This is a genomic window from Xenorhabdus sp. KK7.4, from assembly GCF_963876465.1.
GTDB classification, from domain to species: Bacteria; Pseudomonadota; Gammaproteobacteria; order Enterobacterales; family Enterobacteriaceae; genus Xenorhabdus; species Xenorhabdus stockiae.
Genome location: NZ_CAWNQF010000072.1, coordinates 27,425 through 43,920, shown reverse-complemented (window position 1 = coordinate 43,920; position 16,496 = coordinate 27,425). Strand labels below are relative to the sequence as shown.

At 44.5% G+C, this 16,496-nt stretch carries 14 protein-coding genes; 6 read left to right on the top strand and 8 right to left on the bottom strand.

All coding sequences use genetic code 11. From position 1 onward, the window contains the following. Nucleotides 1-6: 6 nt before the first annotated feature. Nucleotides 7-1,986 (bottom strand): signal recognition particle-docking protein FtsY, encoded by a 1,980-nt coding sequence (gene ftsY, locus AACS90_RS11330; RefSeq protein ID WP_099122779.1) that lies wholly within the window; start codon nucleotides 1,984-1,986, stop codon nucleotides 7-9. Nucleotides 1,987-2,388: 402 nt separating this feature from the next. Between ftsY and rsmD the strand changes: the two genes are divergently transcribed. The 4 genes from rsmD (at nucleotide 2,389) to AACS90_RS11310 (ending at nucleotide 6,753) form a co-directional block, all read left to right on the top strand. Then, nucleotides 2,389-2,967 (top strand): 16S rRNA (guanine(966)-N(2))-methyltransferase, encoded by a 579-nt coding sequence (gene rsmD / locus AACS90_RS11325; RefSeq protein WP_099122778.1) that lies wholly within the window; start codon nucleotides 2,389-2,391, stop codon nucleotides 2,965-2,967. A gap of 40 nt (nucleotides 2,968-3,007) precedes the next feature. Continuing rightward, nucleotides 3,008-3,277 (top strand): DUF1145 family protein, encoded by a 270-nt coding sequence (locus tag AACS90_RS11320; protein ID WP_099122777.1) that lies wholly within the window; start codon nucleotides 3,008-3,010, stop codon nucleotides 3,275-3,277. A gap of 276 nt (nucleotides 3,278-3,553) precedes the next feature. Next, a complete protein-coding gene (locus AACS90_RS11315) occupies nucleotides 3,554-4,180 on the top strand; it encodes a lysoplasmalogenase (protein ID WP_099109606.1) in 627 nt (208 codons plus the stop codon). Nucleotides 4,181-4,410: 230 nt separating this feature from the next. Next, nucleotides 4,411-6,753: a zinc/cadmium/mercury/lead-transporting ATPase gene (locus tag AACS90_RS11310; protein ID WP_099122776.1), complete on the top strand. Its 2,343-nt coding sequence runs from the start codon at nucleotides 4,411-4,413 to the stop codon at nucleotides 6,751-6,753. A gap of 703 nt (nucleotides 6,754-7,456) precedes the next feature. Here AACS90_RS11310 and tusA read toward each other — a convergent pair. Further along, a complete protein-coding gene (gene tusA / locus AACS90_RS11305; RefSeq protein ID WP_099109604.1) occupies nucleotides 7,457-7,699 on the bottom strand; it encodes a sulfurtransferase TusA in 243 nt (80 codons plus the stop codon). Nucleotides 7,700-7,878: 179 nt separating this feature from the next. Here tusA and AACS90_RS11300 point away from each other — a divergent pair, with 179 nt between their 5' ends. Together AACS90_RS11300 and AACS90_RS11295 are read left to right on the top strand one after the other, a co-directional pair. Continuing rightward, a complete protein-coding gene (locus AACS90_RS11300) occupies nucleotides 7,879-8,547 on the top strand; it encodes a 7-cyano-7-deazaguanine/7-aminomethyl-7-deazaguanine transporter (RefSeq protein WP_099122775.1) in 669 nt (222 codons plus the stop codon). Between the two features lie 223 nt (nucleotides 8,548-8,770). Beyond that, the gene (locus tag AACS90_RS11295; protein ID WP_099122774.1) at nucleotides 8,771-9,871 is read left to right on the top strand and encodes a glycerol dehydrogenase; all 1,101 of its coding nucleotides are present in this window, start codon (nucleotides 8,771-8,773) and stop codon (nucleotides 9,869-9,871) included. 221 nt (nucleotides 9,872-10,092) lie between these two features. On the opposite strand, the gene glpC is transcribed toward AACS90_RS11295, so the two are convergent. From glpC to bhsA, 6 genes are all read right to left on the bottom strand, one after another. After that, a complete protein-coding gene (gene glpC / locus AACS90_RS11290) occupies nucleotides 10,093-11,289 on the bottom strand; it encodes an anaerobic glycerol-3-phosphate dehydrogenase subunit GlpC (protein ID WP_099122773.1) in 1,197 nt (398 codons plus the stop codon). Beyond that, nucleotides 11,286-12,581 carry a glycerol-3-phosphate dehydrogenase subunit GlpB gene (gene glpB / locus AACS90_RS11285; RefSeq protein WP_099122772.1) on the bottom strand — a complete coding sequence of 432 codons (1,296 nt, stop codon included), beginning with the start codon at nucleotides 12,579-12,581 and terminating at the stop codon, nucleotides 11,286-11,288. The genes glpC and glpB overlap by 4 nt, the downstream gene beginning before the upstream one ends. Continuing rightward, nucleotides 12,571-14,280 carry an anaerobic glycerol-3-phosphate dehydrogenase subunit A gene (glpA, locus tag AACS90_RS11280; RefSeq protein WP_099122771.1) on the bottom strand — a complete coding sequence of 570 codons (1,710 nt, stop codon included), beginning with the start codon at nucleotides 14,278-14,280 and terminating at the stop codon, nucleotides 12,571-12,573. The genes glpB and glpA overlap by 11 nt, the downstream gene beginning before the upstream one ends. A gap of 319 nt (nucleotides 14,281-14,599) precedes the next feature. Further along, a complete protein-coding gene (soxR, locus tag AACS90_RS11275) occupies nucleotides 14,600-15,067 on the bottom strand; it encodes a redox-sensitive transcriptional activator SoxR (RefSeq protein ID WP_099122770.1) in 468 nt (155 codons plus the stop codon). Nucleotides 15,068-15,277: 210 nt separating this feature from the next. Then, nucleotides 15,278-15,649, bottom strand: coding sequence for a helix-turn-helix domain-containing protein (locus AACS90_RS11270; RefSeq protein ID WP_099122769.1), 372 nt, complete (start codon nucleotides 15,647-15,649; stop codon nucleotides 15,278-15,280). A 280-nt stretch (nucleotides 15,650-15,929) separates the two neighbouring features. Beyond that, nucleotides 15,930-16,181 (bottom strand): multiple stress resistance protein BhsA, encoded by a 252-nt coding sequence (bhsA, locus tag AACS90_RS11265; RefSeq protein ID WP_099122768.1) that lies wholly within the window; start codon nucleotides 16,179-16,181, stop codon nucleotides 15,930-15,932. Between the last annotated feature and the right edge of the window lie 315 nt (nucleotides 16,182-16,496).

Genomic DNA, 16,496 nt, shown 5'->3' with positions numbered 1-16,496 from the left:
TGATAGTTAATCCTCCCGGGTAAAAAGAGCCTCTATAAAATCGTCAGCCTTAAATGGACGGAGATCCTCAATACCTTCCCCCACACCAATATAGCGGATCGGAATTTCGAATTGGTCCGCAATAGCGAAGATCACGCCACCTTTTGCAGTTCCATCCAACTTGGTCAGTGAAATACCGGTCAAACCAACTGCTTCATGGAATAGTTTAGCCTGACTGACTGCATTTTGACCTGTGCTGGCATCCAAAGTCAGCATAATTTCATGCGGAGCTTCTTCATCCAGCTTTTTCATTACCCGCACGATTTTTTTCAGCTCTTCCATCAAATGCGCTTTATTCTGTAAACGTCCTGCGGTATCTGCAATCAGGACATCAACACCTTTTGCTTTAGCTGACTGAATAGCATCAAAAATGACGGAAGCAGGATCGGCACCGGTATGCTGTGCAACTACCGGGATTTTGTTACGCTCACCCCAAACCTGCAATTGTTCCACCGCTGCTGCGCGGAAAGTGTCACCCGCAGCCAGCATGACGGTTTTACCCTGTGACTGGTATTGGCGAGCCAATTTACCAATTGTCGTCGTTTTACCAACACCATTCACACCAACCATCAAAATGACATAAGGTGATTTACCCTCAACCTCCAGTGGCTTATCGACCTTAGCCAGAATACCTGACATTTCTTCTTTTAGTTTTATGTATAACGCTTCCGCATCTTTCAATTCTTTACGGCTGGCGTGAGTTGTCAAATTGTTAATGATCTTGCGAGTTGTTTCGACACCAACATCAGCAATCAGTAACTGTTCTTCCAGTTCTTCAAATAGATCATCATCAATTTTCTTACCACGGAATAATCCTAAAAATCCGGCACCCAAATTCTGGCGGGTTTTTACCAGACTTTTTTTCAGACGAGCAAAAAAACCTTCTTTAGTCGGACGTTCCTGCTCTTTAGGTAAGGAGGCCTGTTCTTCAGCCTGACGCGCCGCTTCTTCAGCCAAACGTTGCTGTTCTGCTTCTGCCGCCGCCTGACGCGCGGCTTCTTCCGCTAAACGCTGCTGTTCCGCTTCTGCTGCCGCCTGACGCGCGGCTTCTTCAGCCAAACGCTGCTGTTCCGCTTCTGCTGCTGTCTGACGCGCTGCTTCTTCGGCTAAACGCTGCTGTTCTGCTTCTGCCGCCGCCTGACGCGCCGCTTCTTCCGCTAAACGTTGTTGTTCCGCTTCTGCTGCTACCTGACGTGCCGCTTCTTCGGCTAAACGTTGTTGTTCCGCTTCTGCCGCCGCCTGACGCGCCGCTTCTTCCGCTAAACGCTGTTGTTCCGCTTCTGCTGCTACCTGACGTGCCGCTTCTTCCGCTAAACGCTGTTGTTCTGCTTCTGCTGCTGCCTGACGCGCCGCTTCTTCCACTAAACGCTGCTGTTCTGCTTCTACCGCCGCCTGACGCGCCGCTTCTTCCGCTAAACGCTGTTGCTCCGCTTCTGCCGCCGCCTGACGCGCTGCTTCTTCGGCCAAACGCTGCTGTTCCGCTTCTGCTGCCGCCTGACGCGTGGCTTCTTCGGCTAAACGCTGCTGTTCTGCTTCTGCCGCCGCCTGACGCGCCGCTTCTTCAGCCAAACGCTGTTGTTCCGCTTCTGCTGCCGCCTGACGCGCGGCTTCTTCCGCTAAACGCTGCTGTTCCGCTTCTGCCGCCGCCTGACGCGCCGCTTCTTCAGCCAAACGCTGTTGTTCCGCTTCTGCCGCCGCCTGACGCGCCGCTTCTTCCGCTAAACGTTGTTGCTCCGCTTCTGCTGCTGCCTGACGCGCCGCTTCTTCCGCTAAACGCTGCTGTTCTGCTTCTGCCGCCGCCTGACGCGCGACTTCTTCGGCTAAACGCTGTTGTTCCGCTTCTGCCGCCGCCAGCTTTTCTTGTTCAATTTGTTCTTCTTGTTGCTTCTTTTCCTGACGACCAAGTCCGAACCAAGAGAAGAAACCTCTTTTTTTTTCTTTTGCCATCGGCCACTACACTCCTCGCGGTTAATTATGGCGTTATAACAACCTACACCAGAAACTGACTGGAATTACCTTTATTTCAGGCCATCAGTTCTTATCGGGATAAGTCAAGAACTCAGACCAATAGACGCTATACTCTTCATATTTCAAGTTGCCTCTTTGTTGTCTGTGACATAAATTGAAATCTGTTAGGTCTCTATTTTAACAATTACGCCTACAGAGATAGGTTCTAATGGTGATAAAATCCAGTCTAACATTTTCATCTCACCACAACACATATTCTATTGAGGATTTCGTGGTAAATTAATCAATGGGTTTCCTGATCCTCGTCTTTTTATTCACCATCAAGGCCTGATAAGCAGTAGATAATATTACGGCGATGACAAATAATTAATTTATGTAACTATGACTAAAAAACCACAGCGCTCGTCTTTAGGGCAAATTCGTATTATTGGCGGAAAATGGCGCGGAAGAAAATTACCGGTTCCTGATAGTGAGGGGCTGCGTCCGACAACCGATCGTGTCCGAGAAACTCTGTTCAACTGGTTAATGCCCGTCATTCAGGGGGCTGATTGTCTGGATTGTTTTTCCGGCAGCGGAGCACTCGGATTTGAAGCGTTATCACGTTATGCAAACAGTGCCACTTTACTTGAGTACGATCGTAATGTAGCAAAACAGCTATCGAATAATTTAGCGCTACTGAAGGCAGACAACGGCAAGGTGATACAAAACAATACGCTACAACATCTCAATCAGGCCGGAACGCCCTTTGATATCATTTTCCTTGACCCACCATTTCGAAAAGGAATGCTGGAAGAGACCATCAACTTGCTGGAAACTAACGGATGGCTGGCTAAGGAAAGCTGGGTTTATGTCGAAGCAGAATCTGAATCTGCCGCGACAGCAGTCCCTGCAAACTGGCACTTACACCGGGAAAAAATTGCCGGTCAGGTTGCATACAGGTTATATATTCGCCGCCAGTAAATGGCGGTCTGGCTATTTAAATACAATTCTGGAGTCAATGATGTTTATCCAATTGGGAAGAGCAATTATGGTTTGTGTCTGGGGGATTATGATCCTAAATCTGGTTCAACCCTTCCCTAAGCCATTAAAGTATTTTATGGATATCGCTATGGTTTTTACCGTAGTCATGCATGCTTTCCAACTTTTGTTGTTAAAACACTCTCAGCCGAAAGACCAAAAACTTTCTGGCTGGTTGCAAACTAAGATCTTCTTTTTCGGGGTATTTGAATTATTGTCATGGCAGAAGAAAACCCGGCTGGAAAAAAAATAATACCTTCATATTCCCGATAAATAGCAAGTAGTACTGAACAGCAACTCCCCAGCCATATAAGCAACAATGTGACTGGGGCAGAAACCGCAAAAAATGTCCTTCCCGTTTATACGCCAAACTTACGCCACACGATTACTCATTGACGTACATTCCTTTTGATAATAAAACGTTACCTTCTCGTTAATATAAAATTAAAGTTGGTACTCTCGCTTTATCCCCATCATAAACAGCAATTCCTGATAAAACAGGCGCTGAACATTTAAGGAAAGGAAAAATATGAGTTGGCCATTTCTTGCTGTGTTCTTCTCTGGGTGGTTATATATTGATGCTGCCTATCGTGGTATCAAATGGCAGCAATGGGTGTTCTATCCGGTCACGATGCTGCTTCTGCTATTATGGGCATTTCAGGCTCCAAACCTTGAAGCTTCAGGTTACCTGATTATTGCAGGCCTTATCACCGCCCTGCTTTCTGACTCACTCCGAATGCTCCCCAGTAAGTATTTACTATTCTCATTCGTCGCGCTATTTCTGAGTTATTTGCTCTATACCATCAGCTTCGCCCTGCATATGAGTTTCCATTTATTCTTTCCACTGCCATTAATTCTATTGGTAGTAGGTATTGTGGTGATGCTGGTTATCTGGAGCCGTCTGGATCAATTACGCTGGCGGGTGCTGGATACCTGGGTTATGGTTCTCATCATGGTTTGGGTTGCCGGAGAACAATATTTTGCACTCGGTAATGAAAGCCGTCTCTCAGCTATGGTCGGAGCAATTCTGTTACTTCTTGCGCACAGCATCAGCATGATTAGCCAATACCGTTTTCCTTTTAAACTATCAAAAGCAATCGTAGCCTCCTGCCGTTTTATCGGGCATTTTTTGATTATCCGTTCACTGATTATTTAAATCATTGCTTTATTCTCATCCTAAGTGAGGCGTTGATATCAACCCCTCACTTCAATGCCCAGATATTCTTGCCATTTCTTACAATTACAACGCTGTCAGCTACTTTGTAAACCCCGTCGGTAATAGCACAATTCATCAAAATAATTGCTTTTTTCATTTGACTCTGGAGTGAACTCCAAAGTGTAGAGTTAATGGTAATCAACCTGAATAAACATCATTGAGAGGCCATTATGTTCTCTATTTCCAAAAAACATAAACAATCGCAGCGTGGCTCTATCTCGTCCCGAAAAAGGGCCTTGCAGGGTTCTTCCAGCATAAGAAATGAAAGTAAGCAATCACGTACACGTGATACAAAACATCAACATTCCCATGATCATGCCCACTCCCATAATAAAAGCCATTCGCATGATCATCATGGCGGAAATTGCTCGCATACTCACGCACGCCCTGTACAGGATACAGTCCCCGCTGAACTGACCGCCAGACAGCGTTTTAACTGGATGATTCAGGGTATGGATTGCCCAAGTTGTGCAGGCAAAATCGAAAATGCAGTGAAAAGACTGGATAAAGTTAAACAGGTCAAGGTGTTATTCGCAACCGAAAAGCTGGTTGTAGATGCAGATTCAGATATTCGGGCTGATGTCGTCAAGGCGGTAAAGCAAGCGGGTTTTGAAATCAAAGAAACCGATTCAACATCTAAACTGCCACCAGCAACCAGCCTCTGGAAAACATTCTCTCCGATCCTCCTTCTTGCGGTATTGATGGCCGCTAGTGGGGTCATCGCTAAAATGAGTGCTCCTGCCGGAAAAATTGCCTTCATCATAACGGTCCTAATTGGGTTATATCCTATCGCAGTCAAAGCCATCAGGTTGTTCCGTTCCGGCTCTTTCTTTGCCATTGAAACATTGATGACTGTAGCGGCTATCGGTGCATTGTTCATCAACGCTACTTCAGAAGCCGCAATGGTGATTTTACTGTTCAAGTTAGGCGAAATCTTAGAAGGTTATGCCGCAGGTCGTGCTCGAAGAGGTGTCAGCGCTCTGATGGCTCTGGTTCCGGAACAGGCACTACTTGTAAAAGATGGCATCAAGAAAAAAGTTCCTGCCGCTGATCTGCGTCCGGGAGACATTATTGAAATCGCTCCGGGTGCTCGTTTGCCTACAGATGCCGAACTTCTTAATCCGTTTGCCAGTTTCGATGAAAGTGCTCTGACGGGAGAATCTGTCCCTGTTGAACGCCAGCAAGGGGAAAAAGTCGCAGCCGGTTGCCTTTCGATTGATAGATCAGTTCAAATGCAGGTTGTTTCTGAACCGGGACACAACGCCATTGACCGTATCCTACAGTTAATTGAAGAAGCTGAAGAACGCCGTGCTCCGATTGAGCGCTTTATCGATAAATTCAGCCGTATCTATATGCCGCTGATTATCCTGCTCTCAGCACTTGTTATCGTGATACCTCCCCTGTTTTTCGCCGAACCGTGGGATATGTGGATTTATCGCGGCCTGACCCTGCTATTGATTGGCTGCCCTTGTGCTCTGGTTATTTCAACGCCTGCTGCGATTACTTCCGCACTCGCCGCTGCCACTCGCCGTGGTGCACTCATCAAAGGTGGAGCAGCCTTAGAGCAACTCGGCAGCATCACCACGATTGCGCTGGATAAAACCGGTACACTGACTGAAGGAAAGCCTCAGGTTACGAATGTTGAACCCGTGGAAAATATCAGTGTGGAAATGTTGCTGGCATTAGCAGGTTCGGTAGAAAGTGGATCTCATCATCCACTGGCAAAAGCCATTCTTAATGAAGCAGAAAATAAAGGAATAACGGTTGTCGAAGCTGAGAACCGTAAAGCTCTTGCCGGTATTGGGATTGAAGGTCAGTTATCTGGGCAGAAGATACTGGTTTCTGCTCCCGGGCGGCTTTCTGAAAATGTTTTATCACCACAATGGAAACAACGGGTTATTGAACTGGAAGACAGCGGTAAAACAACCGTTGCCATTGTTCAGGATGGGCAGTTTATTGGCCTGATTGCCATGCAGGATACTTTGCGTCAGGATGCTATTGAAGCTATCCAGTCCCTGAAGCGTCAAGGCGTCAATGCGGTGATGCTAACGGGCGATAATCCCCGGGCAGCGGCAGCTATTGCAGGCCAGCTGGATATTGATTATCGGGCAGGATTGCTACCGGAAGACAAAGTCACTGCGGTTATGCAACTTAATGAAAAACACAAAACGATGATGGTCGGTGATGGTATTAACGATGCACCGGCGATGAAAGCATCAAGTATTGGGGTCGCGATGGGAAGTGGTACGGATGTTGCGCTGGAAACAGCTGATGCCGCACTGACTCATAACCGGCTGACTGGTCTGGCGGAAATTATTACGCTGTCACGGGCAACACACTACAATATTCGTCAGAATATCACTATCGCATTAGGCTTGAAGGCTATCTTCCTTATCACCAGCTTACTGGGGATTACAGGATTGTGGATGGCAGTGTTAGCGGATTCAGGTGCTACAGCACTGGTGACAGCGAATGCTATCCGTCTGCTGCGCATCAAAAACAAGGGACAATAAATAACTTCTCTGCATGAATACGCCCTCACTCAAATATGAGTGGGGGATATATAATTAACTCAGAAATACTTTGAAAGTTCATGAAATAGTTTATAAGAAACTTTCTAATTATTTTTATTCTCCCCTCTTATTATTTCATTTTTAATCTACCTGGATTCACAACTTGTTTATTAAAAAGCACACTTCTTTTTTCGTCACGAAAATAAAGACAGCGAACCAATCAGGTATATTTCACGCCCTTTCATCCATACCCGCCCGGTGGTTGTGGCCAAACCACCGGACTATTAATGATTGAACAATACTCTCCAGATTACTGGCAAATATTTTGTGTATGTATCAAGATTTATTATAAAAAAAACGCCGGAATACAGATTATTCCTTTAATACTCTCATTTGATTGCAACTTAATGTAATCAAAAAATTATCAGCATCCTTTTCTAAAAGACATCCTTTACCCAAAGAGTATTATAATAGCCATGTAGGCTTTCAGACTGTTATTGATAAAATGTTTAACAGACCAATAATAGATAAAACAAATTGAAAAGGTGCTAAGGCGCACCTTTTCAAAATAAGACTACAGTTACTCAAGATTGCTATTAAGACAAAAGGAAATATGGCACTTAGTGAGGTGATAAGATTTCCAAGTCCCACATTGATAAGCTTAGCACGGGTTTATATTTCTACCAGTTTATTAAGCAATCTTTTAATTTTTTTTGATTAGATACCGATAAGGCGTTTCCGCTGTCTCATGAGCAAGCAGAGTATGTTCCATAAAACGACAAAAGCCGGGAATATCACGAGTCGTCGCCGGATCATCCGCAACGATCAATAAAGTCTGCCCGACATCCATGTGACGGACCGTTTTACGCACCATCATTACCGGCTCCGGGCAGCGTAATCCCTGTGTATCAAGTGTTTTATCAGGGTTGGCAAAAACATCAGACATAACAATCTCTGTAGGTTCAAACAATCTATAGCGGTGGATTATATTACATATTCACCTCAATCACCGCATTTTGAAACCCATTGAGTATATTACTCAACCCGCGTATGATGCTTTTCTCCTGATAATTCAGGGAAATTTGTTTCTGGGTTCCCTCACCCCATCCAGCAAAAAGGTACAATATGTTTCAACTTACTCAGCAGCAGAAAGCTTCGGCTTTAATCTGGCTTTCGCTGTTTCATATTCTGATCATTACTTCCAGTAACTATCTGGTGCAACTGCCCATTTCTATTTTTGGTTTTCACACCACCTGGGGAGCATTCACCTTTCCCTTTATCTTTCTGGCAACAGATTTGACCGTACGTATTTACGGTGCGCCATTAGCACGCCGGATAATTATGACAGTCATGCTTCCGGCTCTGATTATCTCTTACTTCATCTCTGCGCTATTTTTTCAGGGATCGTGGCAGGGTTTTTCGGCCTTAGGAACGTTTAATCTGTTTGTTGCCCGCATTGCAGCAGCAAGTTTTATGGCTTATGTTCTCGGTCAGATATTAGATGTCGGCGTGTTCAACCGTCTGCGTCAGAACCAGCATTGGTGGATGGCACCGGCAGCGGCCATGTTTTTCGGTAATATGCTTGATACACTTGCCTTTTTCTTTATCGCTTTTTATCGCAGCAGTGATGCCTTTATGGCAACCCACTGGGTAGAAATCGCGTTAGTGGATTATGCATTTAAGCTGTTTATTTGTATGCTTTTCTTCCTGCCAGCTTATGGCATTTTACTGAACCTTATCCTGAAATTCTTTTTCTCTCACTCATCAGATAAGGCACTGGCACAAACCCGCTAAAACGACATTGCGCCCTGAGCTAATCAGGGTGCAGATCGCCTTTCAGCTTTTCCTCACAAATCGCGCATTTCCTGCTTTTACAGATAACCTACGGGTATGTTTTGTCGTATAGTGTTGACGGACAGGCAAACACACACTTTTATTCGAAACGACTGATAACCTGTCACATACCGATGCTATTAACAGGTTATGTTGAGTTTCCAGTGAAGAAGGAATATTTCTTATGCTGAAAGTTATCCAGTCTCCATCCAAATATATCCAAGGGCCAGATGCGATATCCTGCATTGGCTACTATACGAAAATACTTGCTGACCATGTTTTTGTTATTGCTGATAATTTTGTATTCAATCTTATCGGGGATACAGTCAGTAAGAGCCTGAAACAAAATGAAGTCACCAGCCATTTTGAAGTCTTCAACGGCGAGTGCAGCCGTAAAGAAATAGAACGCCTGTCAGCCATCCTACTCACTAATCAATGTCAGGCCGTAATTGGAATTGGTGGAGGAAAAACGCTTGATACCGCAAAAGCTGTAGCACACGAATCAAAATTACCCATTCTTGTCTCTCCGACTCTGGCCTCGACTGATGCACCAACCAGTGCGCTTTCCGTTCTGTATACAGAATTGGGGGAATTTGATAGCTATCTGTTCTACCCTAAAAATCCCGATATTGTGTTAGTGGACACGAAAATTATTGCAAAATCACCTGTCCGGCTGTTTGTTGCTGGTATGGGAGATGCACTGGCTACCTACTTTGAGGCGAGGGCCAGCAGTACAGCTCATAATCCGACTATGGCAGGAGGAACAACTTCTCTGGCCGGGCTGGCACTGGCTAAATTGTGTTACGACACATTATTGTCAGAAGGCTATAAAGCAAAACTGGCGGTAGAAGCCGGAGTGACAACGCCTGCGGTTGAAAATATTGTTGAAGCAAATACCTATCTCAGCGGAATTGGTTTTGAAAGCGCGGGGCTTGCCGCTGCACATGCCATCCATAATGGGTTTACCATACTGGAAGAGTGTCACCACCTGTATCATGGTGAAAAAGTCGCATTTGGTACGCTGACACAACTCATGTTAGAAAATAGCCCCAGTGAAGAACTAGAAGCCGTACTCGACTTTTGTGTACAAGTTGGCCTTCCAATTACGCTGGAACAGCTTGGCCTGCGCGATAGTGAAAATTTGCATCAGAAAATTATGCAGGTCGCTAAAGTAAGTTGTGCGGAAGGGGAAACTATTCACAATATGCCATTTACCGTCACTCCAGAGCAGGTCTATGCCGCAATTCTGGCAGCAGATCAGATGGGAAAAGACTGGTTATACTAATTTAATATCAGCGTGATTTTTGCGGTTTCAGGGCGGGAACCCTCGCCCTAATTAGCCACGCCATTAACATGATGGATAACATAACGAGTGCTTCGCCCTCCCCACGCTCTATCATCAGTTGTTTATGCTATTCACAATGAGGCAAATAACAACACTATTCGCCTCATAAAATGAGGCAAATAATCGATCTAATTGCCTCATTAGCTGGAAAACAGGTTAATTCAGTCCAGTGAGCGCGCCAGTAAACTAATCGGATGTTCGCATTTTTTGCTGGTAGACATCTCTATCTGCCATTTACAGGTTTCGCAATCGGTGATCACCAAATCAACGCCACTTTCTTCGATTTGCCGGAAAAGGCCAGCTCCAATCCCCTGAGATACTTCATAATTTTCCTTTTTGAAACCATAAGTTCCGGCAATACCACAACACTGAGAGTCCAGAATAATTAATTCAATACCCGGAATACGCTTAATTAACTCAATCGAATAGGCTGCCCAGCCCATTTTTTCCATATGACATGGCGTATGGTAAGCCACTTTCAGGGGCATCGGTTTCAAAGGCAGATCACGCCCCTGATCCAGCAATCGATAAATATAGCGGGTTGCCAGCTCAATATGATCACGTACCGGACGGGTATCTACGCCCAAAATATGCGGATATTCATCACGTAAGGTAAAAGTACAGCTGGATGAAGTTGTTACAACGGGAATTTGTCGCTCAATTACACTTTCTGTTAGTGAATGCAGATTAGCTTTCGCCTGACGTTTCGCCCGATCCATAAAGCCATTGGCGATCAACGGCACGCCACAACATTTTTCCCGCGTCAGTAATTGGACACCAATCCCCATTCCATTAAAGACTTTCAATAAACCCTTACCCAGTTGCGGATGGTTATAATTGACGAAACAACCATGAAAATAGGCAACTTGCTCTGTAAATTGCTGTTGGGTGGATGCCTGTTTGTGATACCAGCGCCGAAACGTACCAAAAGAGTATTTTGGTAATTCACGCCGGTGATCAATCCCAAGCGTTTTATCCAGCAGATGGCGCACTGGTTTCAGGCTGGTCACTGAATTGACGATGGGAGCAAGCGGAGTGGAAAGAGTGCCCATCATATCGGTATGGCTGAGAATGACATCCCGCAATTTAGGGCGCTGTGAGTGATAATCTGCTTTTGCTCGCAGGATAATATCACCGATTTTTACATCAGACGGACATGCAACTTCACAGCGCTTGCAGTTAGTACAGTATTTCAGCGCTTCATCATATAAAGCAGGATCTTTTAAACGCAGGCGCTCTCCATCCGGGCCGGCCTGTTTTGGCCCGGGATAGCCCGGATTAGCTTTAACCACCGGACATTGGGTAGTACAGACAGTGCATTTAATACAGCTTTCAAAACTGTTATCCGCTATGTTCATTGTGCAATCTCCGGTATCCGCTGTTTTGTGACTCGTTGCCCGGTAATGATTTGTTCAGCAACAAATAAGGCACTCAATAAAGAAACCCCGGAACCACAGCCTTCAAACAATGGATCATATCCCCCCAGCACAGAACCGGCAGCATACAGGTTTTTCACTACCTGACCTGATTTTAATGGCCGCAAATATTCATCCGTGGTGACACCAAATTTAAGATAAGGCTGAGGAGCAAAAACATTTTGCCGCGTCCATTGTTCACGTGAGGAGTACGCCAGCAGATCTAAATCAAGTAAGGGTTCATAAACCCGGTTAAACTTGGCTTTCAGCCCATTACTGAAAAAACTACCGGTTGCCAGAATCACGTGAGAAGCCCTCAGCGGGATATCACCATGATTACGGGTATACAAACCAGTAATATGGCTCTCTGCCATTTCCACACCATTGACCCTATCGCCCGTCATTATCACGCCACCAAAATGGCGGAACCGAGCACGCAACATCTGATCCACTCGGATCCCCAACAAGGAAGGAGGTAATGTCGGTAACAAATAGACAGGCTTTTTCACCTGCATCTGCAATGCCTGCACAACTTGGTCAGTTTCCAGACCAATACAGGCAGGCAGGAACACAGCTTCATACCCCTGCGCCAGACGGCTGATTTCCTCCGCTATCAGAGTCAGATTTTCAGGCAGATCCAGTAAATGGGCGATATTAACGGAGCGAAATTCACTGGGGTTATCACGCAGTCTGTCGAGAAAAGGTAAGTGAATCTCCTGCACACTGGCTTTCACTCCCTGCCTCTGTAGTGCACTGGTGACGATGCCGGGCTGAAAATCCAGAAATCCCGCAATGCCGATCACAACAACACTTTCCCATTTAAATGGCCGTTCCAGCTCACGAACCGGTACTCGCGCCGGACTTAGCCAAGTCATGCGCTGACGACCAACGGGCGTAACACGATAATGGTTTTGTGAAGCAGAGCCTGTCATAACCAGTCCGCTGTCCCTGATTAATTTTTCAGCCTGATAAGCCAGCGATGCTACGTTTTTTTCTCCTATCCGACTGTAAGGGTGATGCGGAGCCTGTCTGGTCAGTTCAGATAAGGCATGTAAGGGATGGGTGACTTCATCTCCGTCAGGTAAACGGGAAAGAAAATCCATCGAACCAGAAGAGAAATAAAGAGAACTTTGGCCTGAACTGACTATCGCACAGGATTTACCTGCTTCTGCCAGCCGAATACCACTGGTCAGTCCCGCCAGCCCGCTTCCAATAATGACAGTATCAAATTTCATTGTCAGCCTCCGTGACTGGCTGGTTATCGGTGTCAGTATCATGGTCATCTAAACCGCACAGCCCCTGATAAACCCAGCTGGTGAACTCGCTTTCCCGTAACGCATCCCCCCAGACGACAGGGCGGATCCCTTTCCAGCGTTCATTCAGGAACTGTTTCAGTTGCTGCTCTGATTCCTGTTCTGTTATTACACCGAGACGATTAAGTAGCCCTGCCGCACGACAGGCACACAATTCTCCCTGACAGGTTCCCATGCCAACACGAGTGCGGCGGCGCAAGTCCAGTAGGTTAGTCACCGCCAAAGATTCCGTTGCATAACGTACTTCTCCCGCAGTTACCGCTTCACATTCACATACCAAACTTTTATCTGCTCGTTCGGTACTCAGTAACTGGCTGGCGCGATCTCCATGACGATAAATGGCCGACTCACGAATGGGAGCGGAGAGAGTTACGGTGCTACAATGCGGTTTTTTACTATGTGGGCTTTTACTGTGTGACGTGTGCTGGTGTGTTTGTTCGGCGGAATTCTCTGAGCCGGGCAATGGCTCCTGTGCAGTCGTACAATGCGCGGTAATATTAAGTTTCTCGCAAATCTTATCGGTTGCCCATTCAGCCATCAGGCGATATGTCATCAGTTTACCGCCAGTAATGGTTATGAATCCGTCCAGACCATCACGTTGGGCATGATCAAGCAGCACAATACCACGGCTGACGTTTCTGCCCGATGGATCATCATCACTCGCGACTAAAGGGCGGACCCCCGCATAAGCCCGTAAGATACGGGTTTGTGCAAGTCGGGGGGATAATTTTGCTCCCTCCCGGATTAAGATATCGACCTCTTCCTTAGTCACAGACATGTTATCAATCTGATCGTATTCAATGCGGGAAGAAGTCGTGCCTATCAGCGAGATAGTGTCACCGGGTACGAGAATATCGGCATCTGCGGGTTTACGACAGCGGTTGATCACCATATTGTTAATGCGATGTCCTAAGATCAGCAACGATCCTTTGGCCGGCAGCATATGGACTCTGAGATCCGCATACTCGGCAATTTTCTGCCCCCAAATTCCACCAGCATTCACCACTATCGGCGCATAAATGTCATACAGGCACTTAGTGCGATGATCATAAACATGAACGCCGGTAATTTTATCCCCTTGCCTGATTAACCCCATGACTTCATGATACGTCAGTATTTGGGCGCCATGCTCTCTGGCATCCAGCATATTGGCCGCTGTCAGACGGAAAGGATCAACTGTTCCATCAGGCACAATCACAGCGCCGATCAAATCCGGGTTAACTGCCGGTTCAAAACGTTTCGCTTCTTCAGGATCAATCGCCTGCGCATCAATTCCTGCCTTTTCACACGCAGCAATAAAAGTTTGCTGATATTCCAGTGAATCTTCCGGCAAGGTAATAAACAAACCGTGTGTTTTTTCAATGCAATGTCGGGCAATAGATTTGAGGATCCTGTTTTCTTTTATACACTCTTTTGCCGATTCGCTGTCTGTGACGGCATAGCGTGCACCGCTATGCAACAGACCATGATTGCGTCCGGTTGCACCGGTCGCAATATCATGCCGCTCTAATAAGATGCAGCGTAAGCGCCTGCGGGCGCAATCTCTTGCGATACCAGCACCTGTTGCGCCTCCACCAATAATAATGACATCAGTTTCTGTTACAGGAGAGCCATTCATCAAAGATGCTCCTTTCTTTCGCTTCTATGCCAGTCACATATCCGGTCAGTAAATCCGGTTGATGATAAAAATATATCCAAAATGGGTAGGAATTGTTTGATAAGGAACAAAAACGAACCTAAAACGCGTATTTTGGACGACAAAAAATTCAATATCGTGAGAAATATCACTATTTTTTGAGGGGTTTTAATGAGAAGTGGTTGATGTTTTGTGAAGAGAAACTGAGTGGCATGATGATTTGGTATTCTTGTTTTCGCTAAAAAACCGTTACTTTGAGAACACGATGCCGGGAACGATGTTACCTATCCCTTTGTGGAATAAATTATTTTTCTTTTTGTAATAAAATTATCGGCCCTGAACCTGTTTCGCCTAAAATATCATTGGGATTGCGTAATGGGCATTCTGTCAGTGAAAGGCAGCCACAACCAATACAACCATCCAAATTATCACGCAACCGGGTTAATTTTGTTATGCGCTGCTCCAGCGAATCCCGCCAGTGCAAGGAAATTATTCGCCATTGTTCAGCTGTAAGTTTACTATTGGGGGGAAACTGACTGAGTATTTCCTGTATTTCTTTCAAAGGAATGCCTGTACTCTGTGCTACTTTAATAATTGCGATATAACGCAGCACAACCGCAGGAAAACGGCGCTGATTTCCCTGATTGCGTGAGCTTTTGATTAATCCTTTAGATTCATAAAAATGTACTGTCGCTACCGTTACTCCACTACGTTTTGCTACTTCTCCCACCGTTAATGCTCTATTTAAATTAATAGATCTGTTTTTTTTCATTACTATGTAACCCGGGTTAACTTTCAGTTTTATGGAAAAAATCTAACGTTTCTGCCAATTGGCCAAATACCTCACCGTTTTTTCGTAAATTGGGCCAGAATTCCAATTTATTCATCGTGTCTCTAGTCATCGGTTAAGGCCATAATCTGTTAATGACCAATCGGCAGAAACTTAATTAAACACATCAACTCTTCTTTCTTATTGATGTCACTATTCCGCCTTATAAACCAAGGAGAAAACATTATTAGAGTTCAGATTTTTTCTCCATTCACTTGGTGTTATACCAAAATGTTTTTTAAATGATCGGGAAAAAGATTGTTGAGAATCAAACTGATACTGTAATGCCACATTGTAAAGTGTATTTTTTGATGAACAAATAGAAATAGCTGCATTAGACAAACGTCGTTTGATTATATAGCTACCTAGAGTAGTTCCTGTTATATTTTTAAAAATTCGCTGCAAATGCCATTTACTATAACCAGACTTTTTAGCTACAATTTCAATGTTTAATTCATTCTCAATGTTTTTTTCAATCCAATAAACAAGATCTTCAATAACCTTCTCATTAATAATATTTTTCATGCTCTCAACCCATCATCAATAAGTTGTTTATTTTAAAACATATTATTATTCAGAAAATCTGAATTACCCAGTTAACAGTTTATTACTCAAGTCTGAAAAAACCGGTTACTCACTACAACCAACACATTAAAATCTAAGTAACCGGGCTTGAATTTATATAGTGCTGAAAACAGCCATCTTTAAACAAAATTAAATCTAATAATTCAACACTCGAATATTTACCTATATGTAGGTTGTAATATCTATAGGTTATCATCAATATGTGATGAATAACTATTAGCTATCTATATATCTCAGCAGTTCCACTTAAATGATTCTGACCAGATGCAGAGATAATACGGAAATATTTTGCTCCCGCTTCGTCAGCCTTTTTGGATAATTGATCAGTGAGTGACTCTAAAGTTTCCGCCCCTGTTACTGAAACAATACCTATTTTCTCTCCTGTAGCGGACTTGACCTCAACTGCGGCCATTGAACCAAATGAAATCGTGCTTAGTGCCAATAACGCGATAATATACTTTGAGGTTTTCATCGTGTGATCCTATTTTATTTTTCAATTTACGAAAGTTCTGTGAAATATTTTATCAATTGGTAGCAGCATTGGATTCTTACTCTAGAACCTCAAGTTAACATGAGGTCAATAGGTATAGTAAAAAATAAATATATATTTTTATAATAGCCTGACTAATACGCATGATTTATCTGATATTATTCAATACCTTAACGATACCAACAGGAAGGAAAAAATAATCAATCTATTGATGTGATAAAGCTGAACTAAGAACAAAAAATAGGTGAATTACATCAATCAAAAGTGCTGACAGCATTGCCAATTACTGCATAAAAG

Excerpts from the sequence above, each read along its gene's own strand:
- AACS90_RS11315 (WP_099109606.1), top strand. The coding sequence starts at position 3,554 with ATGAGTTGGCCATTTCTTGCTGTGTTCTTCTCTGGGTGGTTATATATT.
- glpC (WP_099122773.1), bottom strand. The coding sequence starts at position 11,289 with ATGAACATAGCGGATAACAGTTTTGAAAGCTGTATTAAATGCACTGTC.
- glpB (WP_099122772.1), bottom strand. The coding sequence starts at position 12,581 with ATGAAATTTGATACTGTCATTATTGGAAGCGGGCTGGCGGGACTGACC.
- AACS90_RS11295 (WP_099122774.1), top strand. The coding sequence starts at position 8,771 with ATGCTGAAAGTTATCCAGTCTCCATCCAAATATATCCAAGGGCCAGAT.
- rsmD (WP_099122778.1), top strand. The coding sequence starts at position 2,389 with ATGACTAAAAAACCACAGCGCTCGTCTTTAGGGCAAATTCGTATTATT.
- AACS90_RS11270 (WP_099122769.1), bottom strand. The coding sequence starts at position 15,649 with ATGAAAAATATTATTAATGAGAAGGTTATTGAAGATCTTGTTTATTGG.
- bhsA (WP_099122768.1), bottom strand. The coding sequence starts at position 16,181 with ATGAAAACCTCAAAGTATATTATCGCGTTATTGGCACTAAGCACGATT.
- ftsY (WP_099122779.1), bottom strand. The coding sequence starts at position 1,986 with ATGGCAAAAGAAAAAAAAAGAGGTTTCTTCTCTTGGTTCGGACTTGGT.
- AACS90_RS11320 (WP_099122777.1), top strand. The coding sequence starts at position 3,008 with ATGTTTATCCAATTGGGAAGAGCAATTATGGTTTGTGTCTGGGGGATT.
- AACS90_RS11300 (WP_099122775.1), top strand. The coding sequence starts at position 7,879 with ATGTTTCAACTTACTCAGCAGCAGAAAGCTTCGGCTTTAATCTGGCTT.
- AACS90_RS11310 (WP_099122776.1), top strand. The coding sequence starts at position 4,411 with ATGTTCTCTATTTCCAAAAAACATAAACAATCGCAGCGTGGCTCTATC.
- tusA (WP_099109604.1), bottom strand. The coding sequence starts at position 7,699 with ATGTCTGATGTTTTTGCCAACCCTGATAAAACACTTGATACACAGGGA.
- soxR (WP_099122770.1), bottom strand. The coding sequence starts at position 15,067 with ATGAAAAAAAACAGATCTATTAATTTAAATAGAGCATTAACGGTGGGA.